At 58.5% G+C, this 15,234-nt stretch carries 11 protein-coding genes and 1 other RNA gene; 6 read left to right on the top strand and 6 right to left on the bottom strand.

Going from position 1 to position 15,234, the window contains the following annotated elements:
- Window positions 1–4: 4 nt before the first annotated feature.
- The gene (locus VG146_13370; GenBank protein HEV2393337.1) at window positions 5–2,395 is read right to left on the bottom strand and encodes an ATP-binding protein; all 2,391 of its coding nucleotides are present in this window, start codon (window positions 2,393–2,395) and stop codon (window positions 5–7) included.
- Window positions 2,396–2,642: 247 nt separating this feature from the next.
- Here VG146_13370 and yajC point away from each other — a divergent pair, with 247 nt between their 5' ends.
- The 5 genes from yajC to VG146_13345 all read left to right on the top strand — a co-directional run bounded on the left by yajC (window position 2,643) and on the right by VG146_13345 (window position 8,837).
- Window positions 2,643–2,996, top strand: a complete 354-nt coding sequence (yajC, locus tag VG146_13365) for a preprotein translocase subunit YajC (GenBank protein ID HEV2393336.1) — start codon at window positions 2,643–2,645, stop codon at window positions 2,994–2,996.
- A gap of 15 nt (window positions 2,997–3,011) precedes the next feature.
- The gene (secD, locus tag VG146_13360; GenBank protein HEV2393335.1) at window positions 3,012–5,528 is read left to right on the top strand and encodes a protein translocase subunit SecD; all 2,517 of its coding nucleotides are present in this window, start codon (window positions 3,012–3,014) and stop codon (window positions 5,526–5,528) included.
- 73 nt (window positions 5,529–5,601) lie between these two features.
- Complete coding sequence (locus VG146_13355; protein HEV2393334.1) at window positions 5,602–6,567, top strand: TerC family protein; 966 nt, start codon at window positions 5,602–5,604, stop codon at window positions 6,565–6,567.
- Between the two features lie 70 nt (window positions 6,568–6,637).
- Window positions 6,638–8,386 (top strand): single-stranded-DNA-specific exonuclease RecJ, encoded by a 1,749-nt coding sequence (gene recJ, locus VG146_13350; GenBank protein HEV2393333.1) that lies wholly within the window; start codon window positions 6,638–6,640, stop codon window positions 8,384–8,386.
- The gene (locus VG146_13345; protein ID HEV2393332.1) at window positions 8,379–8,837 is read left to right on the top strand and encodes an NUDIX domain-containing protein; all 459 of its coding nucleotides are present in this window, start codon (window positions 8,379–8,381) and stop codon (window positions 8,835–8,837) included. The genes recJ and VG146_13345 overlap by 8 nt, the downstream gene beginning before the upstream one ends.
- Before the next feature lie 31 nt (window positions 8,838–8,868).
- Here VG146_13345 and VG146_13340 read toward each other — a convergent pair whose 3' ends face one another.
- A complete protein-coding gene (locus VG146_13340; protein ID HEV2393331.1) occupies window positions 8,869–11,547 on the bottom strand; it encodes a pitrilysin family protein in 2,679 nt (892 codons plus the stop codon).
- A gap of 167 nt (window positions 11,548–11,714) precedes the next feature.
- On the opposite strand from VG146_13340, the gene rnpB reads away from it, so the two are divergent.
- An RNA gene (gene rnpB, locus VG146_13335) (RNase P RNA component class A) lies at window positions 11,715–12,136 on the top strand.
- 6 nt (window positions 12,137–12,142) lie between these two features.
- Here the strand turns inward: rnpB and VG146_13330 are convergent.
- From VG146_13330 to VG146_13315, 4 genes are all read right to left on the bottom strand, one after another.
- Complete coding sequence (locus VG146_13330; protein ID HEV2393330.1) at window positions 12,143–12,871, bottom strand: C4-type zinc ribbon domain-containing protein; 729 nt, start codon at window positions 12,869–12,871, stop codon at window positions 12,143–12,145.
- Between the two features lie 115 nt (window positions 12,872–12,986).
- Window positions 12,987–14,048 carry a cellulase family glycosylhydrolase gene (locus VG146_13325; protein ID HEV2393329.1) on the bottom strand — a complete coding sequence of 354 codons (1,062 nt, stop codon included), beginning with the start codon at window positions 14,046–14,048 and terminating at the stop codon, window positions 12,987–12,989.
- Between the two features lie 33 nt (window positions 14,049–14,081).
- Window positions 14,082–14,912, bottom strand: coding sequence for an SDR family NAD(P)-dependent oxidoreductase (locus VG146_13320; protein ID HEV2393328.1), 831 nt, complete (start codon window positions 14,910–14,912; stop codon window positions 14,082–14,084).
- Window positions 14,913–15,107: 195 nt separating this feature from the next.
- The coding region (locus VG146_13315) for a transposase (protein HEV2393327.1) at window positions 15,108–15,234 on the bottom strand (127 nt) is incomplete at its 5' end.

Here is a 15,234-nt window from a genome sequence, read left to right as displayed (position 1 = left end):
TAGGCTAAGTGGTGCTCTCGGCATGCGCTTGCAATTGGGCCTTTGCCGGCGCTCTGCGATCCAGGCATTCGCGGATGGCTTTTGCCAGGGACAGATGGGTGTAGGGTTTTTGCAGAAACAGCGCATGCCCGTTTGTGAGGAAACTCGTGTCGAGATTGTCCATGCTATAGCCGCTGGCAAAAATGATCTTGATCGAGGGTTTGGCTGCAATGAGTTTCAGGGCCAGGTCCATGCCGGAGACGCCTTCCGGCATCACCATGTCTGTCAAAACCAAATCGATGTCCTGCTGGTGTTGTTCCCAGACGAGCAGGGCTTGGCGCCCCGAAGCAGCCTCGAGTATATGATAACCGCAGTCCTGGAGAATGACGTGGGCCATATCGCGCAGCACCGGCTCGTCTTCCACGATCAAGATTGTTTCCTCCCCGCCCCGCACTGGGGTGGAGGAGGTGGCCTCGAGGGCCTTGGGACCTGCCGCTTGCGAGCTGGCAGGGAAAAACACGCTGAAACTTGCACCGCGCCCCGGCTCGCTGAATACCTCGATCCAGCCCTCATGCTGCCGGACGATGCCGTACACGGTGGCCAGGCCCAAACCGGTGCCTTTGCCGACCTCTTTGGTGGTGAAAAAGGGCTCGAAGATGCGGGTTTGGGTAAAGGCATCCATGCCGCAGCCGGTATCGGTAACTCGCAAGCAAACGAACGAGCCTGGCCGCGCTTCGGGATGACTTTGCATGTAGCCCTGGTGTATTTCGATCGGGCTGGCGCTGATGGTCAGGATGCCGCCTTTGGGCATGGCATCGCGGGCATTAACAGCCAGGTTCATGATGACTTGCTCGACCATTCCTGCGTCCGCCTGCACCAGGGGAAGCTCCGGGGGCGGCAGGAACTCCAGATAAATCGTTTCCCCAAGCAGCCGCTCGAGCATGCGCGTCATGTGCGTAACCACCTCGCGCAAATCCAGCAGTGCCGGTTGCATCACGTTCTTGCGGCTGAACATGAGCAATTGGCGGGTTAGATTGGCGGCGCGTTCGGCGGCGAAATAGATGGCTTGAGAGGAATCGAAGAAATCCTGTTTATCACCGGACTTTGCCAGCAACATGCCGGCATGGCCCTGGATAATGGTGAGCATATTATTGAAGTCATGAGCAACGCCCGCAGCAAGTTGCCCGACCGACTCCATCTTTTGCGATTGCCGCAACTGGGCCTCGAGGCTGAGCCGGTCCGTGATGTCCTCGATGTAAGCATGCACGACTTGGCTTGACTTCACCGGATAAAACGCCCAGGAGAAACTCCGGCCTTCGAGCCGGGTTTCCAGGCTGACGGGCTTGTCCGCCGTAGCCAGGCAAGTCTGCACCAGTGAGCGGATGTTCACGGGCAGCAGCGCCCCGGAATCGGTTTTTCCGATGGAGGCAGCGAGTTTAGCGGCGGCCTCATTAGCGTAGGTCAAGCTGCCGTTAGCGTCCAACTCCATTGCCGGGTTTGGATTGAGTTGGGCGAAGGCGGCCAGTTTTTGGAGGGTGGCCTCGGCATGCCTGCGCGCCACGGACATTGCCAGTACCGTCGCCACAGCCAAAAGGAAATGGACCTCGTCACCGCTAAATTGGCGCCGATGCGTTGTGTGAGCGCCCAGCACCCCAAAGACCTCCCGTTCGCTTTGGCCCACAATGGCCACCGTAATTCCACTGACCACCCCGTGTTCCAAATGAAATTGCGCGGCGCCAAAACGGGTCTCGCTGGCGAGGTCCTCGACTACCACCGGTTCGCCAGCCAGCAATGTGACACCGAGCTGTGTGTTTGGGTCTGTCAAGACTGTGGCGTGGCCTACCGCGCCTTCATTCCATCCTGCCCCGGAGCGTAGCACCATCGTTTGACCGCCCGGTTCGAGTTCAAAAATCCCGCAATACTCCACTTCCAGGGTTTGGCAGACCAACATCACCGCCTGGTCCAGCAGCGTGGGAAAATCATCGCTAATCAGCGCGAATTGTCCCAGCGCGCTGATAACCGTTTGCTGGAGCGAACGCGTCAGGAGATTTTTTTCAACTTGCTCGCGCTCCTTGACCTGTTCTTCCAGTGAAGCGGCCATGCCATCAATGGTCCGGGCCAGCTCGCCCATTTCACCGTGCTCGGATGCAAGGCCGGTGCGGCTGCTGAAATGGCCTCCGGCAAGCAGGCGCGCCGCTCGATAGAGAATCCGGACCTGGCGCAGGACGAATCGCTCGCCCCCAAACCAGGCCGCCGCCAGCGACAGCAAACCGATGCCGCCGGAGAATAGGGTCCAGTACAGGTCCTGTTTGCTGCCGGTTCGCTTGACCAGCCAGTACATGAACATCCAGGCCGGCGCCACCGCCAGAAACACAGTCCCTACCAGTCGAGCACGCAGGCTGGAGAACCGAGTCATTGAGGGCTGGTATGCATGTTGCTTGCCAATGGTTTAAAGAAGCCAAATGGCAATCAGCAGGCCTAGCTAAAGCAGCCAGAGTCTTACATCTGCCTGTGAGGTGCTGATTTTTGGACAGTTGGCAGCAGCCGGCGCCGCGCCGCAAGCATGGCGCTTTGGCGGCTCTTTTGCATTTTTCTCACGTTGGGCTCACGTTGGGCTTGCTAATCTCCCTTAGATTCATATCTTTATCAGCTCATTTCATTGGATGAATTTGTTGAATACAGGATTGATTCTCGGCATGGGACAAGCTCCGCCCCCGCCTGGCACGCAGGCCAATCCGACCGCCCAGACCCTCGGGATGGTCGTCCCTTTGGTTCTGATGGTGGTCCTGTTCTATTTCGTCCTCATTCGCCCCCAATCAAAGAAGCAAAAGGAGCATGCCGAAATGCTCAAAACGGTGAGACCAGGCGATAAAATCGTGACGACTGGCGGTGTGGTCGGGGTTATCATCACCGTTAAAGAAAAAACCCTTTCACTTCGCTCAGGAGATGCGAAGTTTGAAATTACCAAGGCCGCCATTGCCGAAATCACCGAGCGCAGCGGCGAAGCCGGAGGTTAGTTGTAGTCCGTTGTCATGAATCGAAATAATGTCTGGCGATTTGTCATTGTTGTCCTCGTAGTGGCGTGGTCGCTCTACGAGCTGTATCCGCCTGAGGGCACCGATATTATCCAGTACTTCCGCCAGCACGCGGTCAACCGCGATGCCAATTTTAATTCCATTGTCCAAAAGGCCGTCGCTCTCGAAAAAACGGCCCCTGAAAAGCCTTATGACGACCTGGTAGATGCCATTGGGACCAATGACCTGACCCGTTATTTTCCAATGTTCGAGGCCAAAAACGAGACGCACCCGAACACTTATATCCTCAACCGGCTCCAGCGCTCCGCAGCCGGAAGAATCCGCCTGGGCCTCGATTTACAGGGCGGCACCTCGTTCCTCGTGAGCTTGAACACCACAAACCTCACTAATTCCTCCGATACAACGGCCGCGATTTCCCAGGCGGTCGAGGTGCTGCGCAAACGCGTCGATCGCTTCGGGGTGGCTGAGCCGGTCATCCAGCCTCAAGGCAGCGATTCGATTCTGGTCCAGTTGCCCGGGCTCTCTGCCGCGGACCAGGAGAACGCGAAAATTGCCATCAAGAAGGCGGCGTTTTTGGAATTCTCGCTGGTGAATGAAGATAACCGCAACCTGATTGATCAAGGGGTGGCCACCGTTCCCGGTTATCAGCTCATGAGCCATGTCCGAACCATGCCGGACGGGAAAAAACAGGTCGAAAAGTACTGGGTAAAAAAACGCCCGGAAATGACCGGCGGCATCAAGAGCGCCATGGTTACCCGCGACAACCTGGGCCAGCCAGAAATCGCTTTCACCCTGGACAGCTCGGCGGCGGACACCTTCGCTCGGATTACAACGGATAACGTGGGGCGCCAACTGGCGGTTATCCTGGATGGCGAATTGCAAACCGCCCCAGTGATTAAAAGTCCGATCACAGGCGGCAGCGGAGTTATTGAGGGCGATTACAACCAGCAGGAGGCATTTCAGTTGGAGACGGTTTTGCAAAACCCACTCAAAACACCACTCCAAATCATGTCCATGCGCCTGGTCGATCCGACCCTGGGCAAGGACTCGATCCGCAGCGGCATCAAGGCCTGTGTGTATGGCACGCTGCTCGTTTCGCTATTCATGCTGGTCTATTACATGATTGCGGGGCTGGTGGCCAATGTCGCCTTGATCGCCAACATTATCATCCTGCTGGGCGTCATGTGCGCGGTGGGCACGACGCTCACCTTGCCCGGCATTGCCGGTGTGGTGCTGACGGTTGGTATGGCAGTCGATGCCAACGTGCTGATTTACGAGCGTATCCGCGAGGAATCCGCCAAGGGCAAATCGTTGCGAGGCGCCATTTCGGCCGGCTACAGCCGGGCGTTTGGAACGATCTTCGATTCGCACGTCACGACGTTGATTTCGTCGATCATCCTTTGGAACATGGGCACCGGCTCGATTCGTGGTTTCGGTGTTTCACTGACGATTGGTGTTTTGGCCAGCCTGTTCACTGCGCTGGTCGTTACGCGCATGATCTTTGACTGGCTCCTGGAGCGTGGCTGGCTTAAGTCCGTCCCGATGCTGCACTTGATTCGCGCCACCAAGCTCGATTTCATGAAGCTGGCCAAGCCGGCATTCATCACGTCCTGGATCATTATCGCCATTGGCATTGGCTGGGGCATTCACCGGGGCAAAAGCGCTTTTGGCCGCGATTTTGTCGGTGGAGACACCACCACGTGCGCATTCCAGCACAAGGTCGAAACCGATAAGCTGCGCGCGGCTCTCACCGGCGCCGGGATCAAAGACCCGCTCATCCAGTACCAAACGGACCTCTCGAGCGGACGCGTCACGCTCCGGGTCGATTCCCAGGCGGGCACCGCCGATACAGTCAAGAGTGTCCTGCAACATATCCCGGATGCCGGCTTCAGCCAGTGGAGCCAGGAATCGGTTGGGCCGAGCGTGGGCAAAGACATCCAGCAGTCGGCCATTATCGCCTCGTTGCTCTCGTTGTTTGGCATCCTTGTTTATGTGGCTTTTCGGTATGAATTCTCGTTTGCGGTCGGCGCGGTGCTGGCGGTCATCCATGACGTGTTGATGACAATCGGCATTTACTATCTGTCTCGCCGCGAGTTCAGCGCGACGACGGTGGCAGCTATCCTGACCATCATTGGATTCTCAACTAATGATACCATTGTGATCTTCGACCGGATTCGTGAAGACCTGAAGCTGGGCCTTCGAGGCACGTTCAAAGAGGTAATGAACCAGGCGCTCAACCAAACCCTGAGCCGCACGCTTATCACCTCCGGCACGGTTTTCATCGCCACTCTCTCGCTGTTTATCTTCGGCGGTGGTGAAATCAATGATTTTGCATTCACATTCCTGATCGGCATTATCACTGGCACCTATTCGAGCATTTACATCGCCAGCGCCCTGGTGCTCTGGTGGCACAAAGGCCAGCGCCCAGCCATCGGGACCTCCCCGTTGCCAGCGCAACAAAGCGCGGCGCCGGCCACTTCGCGCAGCCCCATCCGAGGCCAAGTGGCCTCCTGAGTGCGCTTGCGGGGGGATGTCCCGGAAGGACATGTGGCAATAGGACAACTCGGGTAATTGGTGTCTCGTACACATGCTGGCGGTGGTTCAAATCACCCCTTGGTATTGGATTGGCTTCATTTCCTGCGTGTTGCTTCTGCTGGCGCTGGACCTGGGGCTGCTCCATCGCCGCCCGCACGCAGTCGGTTTCAAGGAATCTTTGTTGTGGACGGCCCTCTGGTTTTGCCTGGCGCTCATTTTCGCCATCGTTCTCAAGCCGTTGCGCGGTCAAAAAGAGTCCCTCGAATTCCTCACCGGCTACCTCATCGAGCTGTCTCTCTCGATGGATAATATCTTCGTCATCGCCCTGGTGTTTTCTTATTTCCAGGTCCCGGCGGAATATCAACACCGGGTGCTTTTCTGGGGAATCCTGGGGGCGCTGGTCATGCGAGGGGGGATGATTCTGCTTGGGGTGGCGATTATCAGTTGGCTGCATTGGGTGCTCTATCTACTGGGCCTTTTTATTCTCTACACCGGCATCAAAATGCTCTTCGTTAAACCCGTTGTGGCCCCGGAGAAGAACTGGGTGCTCCGCTGGGTGCGCAAGTTTTACCCGGTGTCCCCCCGCATCGAGGGCGAGACGTTCCTGACCCATTGGAATGGCCGGCGCGCCTTGACCCCGCTGGCGTTGGTCCTGCTCATGGTCGAAACTACCGACCTGGTGTTTGCCGTCGATTCTATTCCCGCCATCTTCGCCGTCACCACCCGGCCCTTCATCGTCTTTACTTCCAATATTTTTGCCATCCTCGGTTTGCGCAGCCTCTATTTCGTGCTGGCCGGGGCTTTGGGCTACTTCCGCTATCTCAAAGTCGGGTTGTCTATTGTGCTCATTTTCATTGGAATCAAAATGCTCCTGGACCCGCATGATCGCCAGCCGCCGGCTTGGTTTCAGATCGAAATTCCCATTGGCGTTTCGCTCTTGACGGTTGCGGCCATCATTCTGATTTCGATCATTCTTTCGATTACAGCAGCGCGGCGTGAAAAGCCCGCCAATGAATAAGGAGCATCCGGGTTCCTGTCCGGTTTTAGGTTGAAGAGGGGAGCTGCTTTGTTTCACACTCGGCTGTCGCATGAAATTTCGCTGGTCTCTGGCCGCCGCGCAGCCGCTACTGGCCGGGCAGTTGGCAAAGCAGTTGCACATCCCGGCGCTGCTGGCCCAATGCCTGTTGAATCGGAAGCTGGGCGACCCTCTTTCCATTGCCGGTTTTCTACAACCCAGGCTTAAAGACCTGGTCGATCCATTCCTGCTGCCCAACATGAAGGCGGCCATCGAGCGGCTCTTTGCAGCCCATCAACACCGCGAGCCGTTGGTGATTTTTGGCGATTATGACGTGGATGGCGTAACTGCCACGGCCCTGCTAGTCGAAGTCCTCCAAGGGCTGGGTTGGTCTGTCTCGTACTACCTGCCCCGGCGGCTGGATGAGGGATACGGCTTGAGCCAGGAGGCAGTTGAGAATTGCCTGAAAAAATTCCCGGTCAAATTGCTTCTGGCGGTGGACTGCGGTTCAGCCAACCCTGGACCAATCGCGTGGTTGGGCGCGCGCGGGGTGGATGTCATCGTGCTCGACCATCACCAGGTCTCGACTCCTGCTCCGGCCGCTTTGGCGCTGGTAAACCCTCAGCTCCAGCCCAGGAGCGGCTTGCCCACGGCGATTGAGGCCGACCGCCTCGCGGTTACGGAGTTTTGCTCCGCCGGGCTGGCGTTTAAATTGGCGCATGCGCTTGTTAAGCACGGGCGCGTAGCCGGATTGGCGGGCGCCGCCACATTCGATCTGCGCCCGCTGCTGGATTTGGTTGCTTTGGGCACCATTGCTGATCTTGTCCCCCTAACCGGTGAGAATCGGACGCTGGCCTCCGCTGGCCTGGAGCGATTGAATTCGACCAGGCGCCCCGGACTGGTTGCTTTGAAAAAAGTGGCCCAATGCCCCGCGCCGATTGGGGTGTATGAAACTGGATTCCAGCTTGCGCCGCGCCTGAACGCGGCGGGACGCCTCGAAGACGCTGAACAGGCGCTGCAATTGCTCCTTGCGTCCGGTTTGGAGGCTGCGATGCCGTTGGCCCAGGCTCTGGATGGCCGTAACCGCGAGCGCCAAACCATCGAGCGGCGCATCACGCAGGAGGCGTTGGCGGCTGTTCAGGCCAGGCTCGACGTGAATCACGATTTCGTTATTGTTGAAGCCAATCCATCGTGGCACATCGGGGTCGTTGGCATCGTTGCATCCCGGTTGCTCCAGCAATTCCACCGGCCCACAATCATCGCCGGGGGCCAAGGCAATGAATACCGCGGCTCTGGGCGCAGCATTGCCGGGTTTGACCTGGCTGCCGCTTTGCGCGAGTGCGGCGATTTGCTGGTCCGGCACGGCGGCCATGCCATGTCTGCCGGCCTGACGGTCCTCCCTGGGAAAATCGACCTGCTCCGCGCGCGTCTCAATGAACTGGTTCGAGAGGCCCTGCCGCCTGAAGCGTTCCAACCCACCTTGCAGCTCGATGCCACGGTTGGCTTGGGGGAAATGAACCTCGAATGCCTGGCGCATCTCGGCCATTTGAAGCCGATGGGCTGCGGCAACCCTGGTTTCCAGTTCATGACTCGCAACGTGCGCCACCAGCGCCCCGCTCAACGCCTGGGCCCCGACCGCCAGCATCTCAAGATGTGGGTCACCGACGGTACGGCCTCTTGTGAAGCTCTTTGGTGGGGGGCTGGTTCTGCCGCGCCTCCCAAGGACCCCTTTGACCTGGCCTTTGTCCCCCAAATCAACGAGTACAATGGCCGGCGGTGCGTGCAATTAAAGGTGCTCGATTGGAGTGAGGGAAATGTCTAAAGAGAGTTCAGCGCTGTTGATGTATCGACGGGGGTCTGCGGAGTTTCTGCTGGTCCACCCGGGCGGCCCCTTTTGGAAAAACAAGGATGCCGGAGCCTGGACCATTCCCAAAGGAGAACTCAAGCCCGGAGAGGAGCCGTTATTGGCGGCGCAGCGCGAGTTCGAAGAGGAATTAGGGTTTAAGCCGCACGGGCCGTTCATACCGCTGTCGCCGATCAAACAAAAGGCTGGCAAGCTGGTGCGCGCCTGGGCCTTTGAAGGCGATTTTGACACCACGCGCCTCCAGAGCAACACCTTCAGCATGGAATGGCCGCCCCGCTCCGGACACCAGCAAGAGTTCCCTGAAGTCGATCGCGCTGCGTTCTTTCACCTCAATGAGGCCAAGGAAAAGATTAATCCGGCGCAGGTCGCGTTTCTGATCGAGTTAAGCCAAAGGCTTGAGGGTTCTTAGCCCGATTCGCAAAGTCCGTAGGGCATCCATTTCATTTCGGCGTGGGGCCCTGGGTCACCTCGACCAAATCCGCCGGCTTCAGCCATTTGGCGTAGGCAGCCTGGACATCTTTGGCATTGAGTTTGATGTATCGCTGGGCCGCGCGGAGGGGCTCATCGAGAGGCAATTCAAGCACCGAACGCGAGAGCCAGCCTTGGGCGATGCGATCCACACTGGACTCCGAAAGCGGAATCTCGCGCAACAGGAGAACCTTTGCCTGGCGGAGTTCGGGTGGCGTTACCAGCGCGCGCTGCATGGCTTGGAGGTTGCTAATCACGATGGCGCGAGCTTTGGACACATTGGGCGGGTCACACGCGTATTGGACCGAATAAACCCCGCGGGTCTGGCCAACCTGAAATTGCGACGAAACGAAATAGACCAGGCCGGCATTCTCACGCAGGTCGCGATAGAGGCGAGTGGCATAAAAAGCGCCGCCCAGAACGTGGTTGCCCAATTCGAGCGGGTAGTAGTCCTCGTTGGTGCGCGTCAAGGGCCCCAGCGTTTGGGCCAGGGTCACCCGGTCTTGCACGCGGCTGGCATCCGGCACCTGGTTGATGGCCGGGGCGTTTACAGGAGCCGGGGGGAACAGGGTGTTGGGCTTCGGGCCGGTAGCCGCCCACTGCCCGAAGTACTTTGAGATGACCGCCACAGCGTGGGCCGGCTCGACCTTGCCGATAACGACGATGGTCGTCAGGTCGGGGCGAAAGACGTGTTGGTGGTAACTCTTTACCTCTTGGATGGAGAGCGCTTTGATCGTTTCGGGCGTGGTTTGGCGCGCGGAGGGATCCCGCTGGCTGAACAACGCAATCTCCAGGGCGCGGCGCGCCAGGTAACCGGGGCTTTGCAGCTCCCCGGCTGCGGCTGCCGCAAGCTCGGGTTGAATCACCTTGAATGCCTCCGCTGGCAACGCAGGCGACAGGATATTATCGGCCAGCAACTGGACCCCTCGATCAAAATGTTCCCTCAAAACCTGCAGCGAAAAGCTCGCGCCGGGCGATTCCATCGCGCCGATGTCATCCAATGCCTTTTGGAATGCCAGCCGATCCAGAGAGGTTGTTCCGTAGGAGAACAGTTCCTCGAGCACGCTCCCCACCCCGTCCTGCCCGGGCGGTTCCTCGACCTTATCATTGCTTTTGACCCGGCCAAAAACGCTGACAGTATCGCTGATGGTCTCCGGCTGGACGATGATTCTCAGGCCATTAGCCAGATTAGTGTCCAGGGGGTGAAGGGTCGAGACGGGCATTTCGAGCCGGGTTGCCGCCTTTCGGGCCCAGGCAGGCAGCGTCGCTTTTTTGACTTCCTTGGGCGTGAAAGATTCCTGGCCGCCAAAGCCCTTTGGCGACACCGGTTTGCCCGAGGGCTGCGGTGTCAGAATCGCCGAAATCGCATGTGAGAAAGCCAGGTTCGCCCTGGCGACCCGATTCACATCATCAGCCGTCACCTTGCGAATGGCCTCGACATCGTCATCAGGTGATTGCCGCCCTTCGACGGCTACCGCTTCGGACCAAACCGAAGCCAGACCCGAAACGGAATTGCGCTGCAGCTCGGCGCTGGCTATCTCGCGGCGTTTGGCGGCCTCGACCAACTCAGGGTTTACCCCGTTGGTCATTTCATTTTCGAGGATAGCGCGCATTTGATCGATCAATGCCTGCCCATCAGCCCCGGCTGGGAACTCGCTAATGGCATAGCCCACCCCCGCCTTGGGAAGACTGTCATAGGCAAAGGCGGCGCCCAGCGCCTTGCCTTCCGGCACAAGCCCATAGAGCTTGCCCCGTTGGCTGCTGAGGACATCCGAGAGGACCTGCGCCGCGGCGTAATCCGCACTGTCGGTCCCCGGGAAACGGAAGGAGATCACGGCCATCCCATAAGGCTGGTCGGTCTCGAGTTTCATCGTTTCAGCCGTGACGGGTTGGAACTCATATTGCGGACGAGGCGGCAGTTCTTTGCGGGGGATGCCGCTGAAGAGTCTTTTGACCTGGGCGAGTGTTTCTTGAGGGTTCACATTGCCAACGATGATCAGAATGGCATTATTCGGAGTGTACCAGGTTTGGTAAAACTGCTTGAGCGCGGCGGCGGTGGTTTTGTCGAACGAAGGCCGCGTGCCCAGGGCGTCATGGGCATAAGGGGTGCCTTTGAAAAGGGCTTCCAGCAGTTTCACATAAAATACATATTCCGGATTGGAGAGGTCCTGTGCCACCTCCTGCTCGATGGCCCCTCGCTCCTGGTCCCACTGCTTGGGTGTCAGCGACAGGCCCCGCATCCGCACTGCCTCAATGTGCAAGGCCGTTTCGAGGTCCTCGGCGGGCACAGTGAACAGATACTGTGTCACGGCTTGCTGGGTGTCGGCATTGTCGTCGCCCCCAAGCATTGCCGAGAGGTCCGCCAGTTGGTCCGCTGAGAGCCCCGGGCTGCCGCGAAACATCATGTGTTCGAGGGCGTGCGCCGAACCGGGAAAGCCCGGCGTGGTTTCATCCGAGCCGACCCGGTAATTGACCACGGTGCTCACGACCGGGGCCAGCGGATTATAAACGATGATCACGCGCAACCCGTTGGTGAGTGTGGCGCGAAGGACCGGCAGTTTTTCAAGCGCTGGCGCTGGAGCGCCGCGCAGTCCATGCGGAGATACCAGCCCCAAAAGCAGCAGAATGAACAGCCATTTCCTCAATTTCATATTCCCTTTCCCATAGCAGCTTCCCGGATGTGTGGATAGTATAGCACCGGTCCCGGCCCAGGGCCAATGACAAGGTTGGTTTCAAACCTTCAAGAATGGCGGCTCGTTGCTTAGACTTTGCCATTAGCTTTGAAATTTAACTAAAAGGTTGTATATTGCCGCCGGTTTTGGAAGGGCGGAGAATCGCTTCCGGCGCAAGCCGGGGGAGGAAAGTCCGAACACCAGAGGGCGCGATGCCGCGTAACTGACAACGGGGCGCCGCAAGGCGGCCGGTTGCCGGATACACGCGGGCGGTGATGCCGCGAGGCATCCCGACGGACAGTGCCACAGAAAACAAACCGCCACGCTCGTGGTCACACGAACGTGGCAAGGGTGAAAAGGTGGGGTAAGAGCCCACCGCTCCACGCGCAAGCTTGGGGGCACGGAAAACCCCATCGGGTGCAAGGCCAAATAGAGGACCCCGGAGCGGCCCGCTCCGTGTCTCGCGAAATTCGCTGGATAGGTCCCGGGTACTGGCTGCTGAGACAAATGATTCTCTCCCCCGTAAATTCGGGGCAGACAAAATTCGGCTTACAGCCCTTCCAAAACCGCTCTTCTAATCGGCGACGGCCAAATCCATGTCGCGGGTATAATAAAGAATGCGGCCGCAGTTGCTGCACGTGACCAATTCCCGCTGAGCCTGGCATTGGACCAGCAATTGCGGCGGCAGGCGCATGTGGCACCCGCCGCAAACCCCGCGCTGAACCCCAACCACCACATTCTCCCCTTTGTTCCTGGCCAGGCGCTCGTAGCGGTCGCGGGCCCCCTCATCCACGGCAGCGGAAAGCTCCTCGCGGTTGGTTTCCAATTCTCCCAGTTCTTTCTTTAGATTCTGTTCCCGCGCTTCGAGTTGGGTCAGTTGTTCCTCCATCATTTTACGAGCTTGGGCAGTGGCTTGCGTGAAGGCAAGGACCTCTTTCTGGGCCGCTTCGGCTTGCTCCATCAACTCGATCTCGCGGTCTTCGATTCCGAATATGTCCGCCTTGCACGTATCGATCTCGTGCGCCAGCGCCCGATACTCCTCATTCTTGCGCGTTTCAAGCTGCTGATTGGCATAACGCGCAATAAGCTGCTTCTTGCTTTCCACTTCCAGTTCAAGGCCTTTACGGTCCGATTCAATCTGTTTGACCCTGCTCTTGGCCGTCTCGAGGGCGCTTTGCGCCTCCGCCGCCCTGGCCTGGAACATCTGCCGTTCCGGTCCGATATGGGACAACCCACCTTTCAGGCGGCGTATCTTGCTGTCGCGGTCTTGTAAAATCAGTAGCTTCTCAATTGCTTCCAACATGTAAAAACAGAGTATCTGCCGCCGCTGCTCAAGTCAACTTTGCCCAATGAGCACGGCGAGATATTGTGTGGAACAGTTGAAAAAGCGCGGCGAGGCTCGCGCAACATGCAAAAAGTTAGCTGCCGCTCAAAAACTTCTTGTCTTTTTTAAAGTATGTCTTGAAAAGCTGCAGCAACGGCGCGCCGGGCCGGTTCACCTTATCTGTCGGGTCGGCCGTCCTCTCGATATTCATCACGTCCCATTCCCGGAAAGCCCAGTAGGCCCACGACCATCCGTAGCGTTCGTACAGCCCGATTTGGTCGCCCATCCAGGCCTCCACGCCGGGCGCATACCGCGCGCAGCCGAACTCACCCACGAAAATGGGTGCGTGATGCTTCTTTTGAAACTCCCGAACCGGCGCCAACCGCGCCTCGACAACCGCCTTGTCCCATGCGCCACCTTCCTTTTCTGGCAAACGGAACCCCGGATAGGCCACTTTATCTGCCGGTTTCTGGTGCGTGTAATAATGGGGGTCGTAGAAATGCACGACATAAACGGTGCGTGAATCGCCCGTAGGCTCGAGGACCTGGAAAGTTTGCGGGTAGGCCCAGCCGATCGAATTGACAAGAATTGGGGTCTCCTTGTCCACCTCACGAATCGCGGCGGTGATTTTTCGTGCGAGCACGTTCCAGTCACCCAAAGGTTCCTTTGCGTACTGGTCGGGGTGGGGTTCGCACATGAGGTCATACCCAACGATGCTGGGGCGCCCGCGGTAGTGTGATGCAATCTCGCGCCACATCTTCGCGTAAGCCACCTGCGCAGGAGCATCCCGCCAGATTTCATGACTCCGGTTAAAGTCTGGCCGGCCTGGTCCCTCGCGGCAGGTTAGCGCCACATAAAGGTGGGCTTCTTCCGCCGCCTTGATCGCTTGGTCCAATTTGGCCAGGTTCTCCGGCTGAAAATCGTAGGGCGTGGCCGGCGCATAGACATTCGAGACGGGAATCTCCGCGAGGTTTGCCCCCCAACTGCGCAGGACCTGCAGGTCTTCGACCGTGCATTGTTTCTGCATGACGTTGGCCCCACGTAGCGCCCCCTCCTGCCACAGGCTAAAAGCATCCACTCCTTCTGGTGACGCCACCGTTGCCTGCAGACCAATCAAACACAAAACAAAAATGGCGAGCCTCGTCGTATTCTGCATGCCGCCAAACCTGCAAGGGATCATGCCAACATGTCAACTGATTTCATCCCTCATCCGTTCTTCCACGCCCCCTTCGCTCACGCACCAGCCCCCGTCCACTGCCAATACCTGGCCAGTCACGAATTTCGAGGCCTCCGACATAAAAAAAACCGCTGCCGCATCCAGATCGGAGGCTTGCCCAATGCGCCCGCCATCCAGCGGTTGTTTGGCGCGGATAAACCGCGTGATAGCCTCGTCGGCCTGGGCCCGTTGAGACATCGGCGTAGCCACGAGCGCCGGGGCCAGGACGTTAAACCGCACGTTGTCCGCGGCATACATCGCGGCGCAGGACCTGGTTAAACCGATTATGGCCGCTTTGGCTGCGGCGTAAGTGTGGGTGGCAAAGTAACGCGGCGAAGGCGACCAGCCCAGTACGCTGCCCATATTCAAAATGCTGCCGCCCGTCTTCTGAGCCAGGAACTGCCGGATGGCGGCGCGATTGGAATAGAAAACAGAGGTCAGGTTCAGGTCGATTGTTGAATGCCACCCCTCATCGGTGATTTCGTGCAGGGGCCCGTCACCCAAACGCCGTCCAGACCCGCCGGCCACATGATACATTCCATCAAATCGGCCAAAGGCGGCCAGGCCCTCCGCAATCGCGCCTGGCGCCGTGTCTGCAGTCGAGGCATTCCCACAAAGCACCCGCGCCGATTCCCCCAACTCCCGCGCGGCCGAGGCCACATTCTCGGGCTTCAATCCCACGGCCACCACTCGGGCCCCCGCCTCGATAAAGGCCTTGCAAGCGGAGAGACCCAGCCCGGCCGTCCCCCCAATCACCACCAAAACCTTGCCCTCAAGGGCTGCCGGTTGTCCGCCGCTCTTCATGCGCTCATCCTTTAGTCACAAGACCGAACGAGTCAATTGAAATTCGTCTCGCGCCCCCGCCCCAGCGCTACTGCAGCCCCGCCGCCCCGCCCACTATGACTTGCCAAATTCGTTACATCCTTTCACGGCGGGACGGCTCGACTCTCAAAGAGTGAATCAAGCCCTATCGCTCCAAAGCTTTTGTTTCTACGGGGATCATAGTGGGTAGAGATTGAGCTTTCCGCAGAAGAACAGGATACGAATCCGGTAGTTGTGAAAGTTGCGAAAGCCTCGGGCAGCGGACTTGAGACTCTGGATTTTCGAGTTCAGCCCCTCGGTTACG

It is taken from the genome of Verrucomicrobiia bacterium (assembly GCA_035946615.1).
Taxonomy (GTDB): Bacteria; Verrucomicrobiota; Verrucomicrobiia; order Limisphaerales; family UBA8199; genus DASYZB01.
The sequence above is the reverse complement of the archived record's forward strand: the minus strand, read 5'-3'. Positions and strand labels throughout refer to the sequence as shown.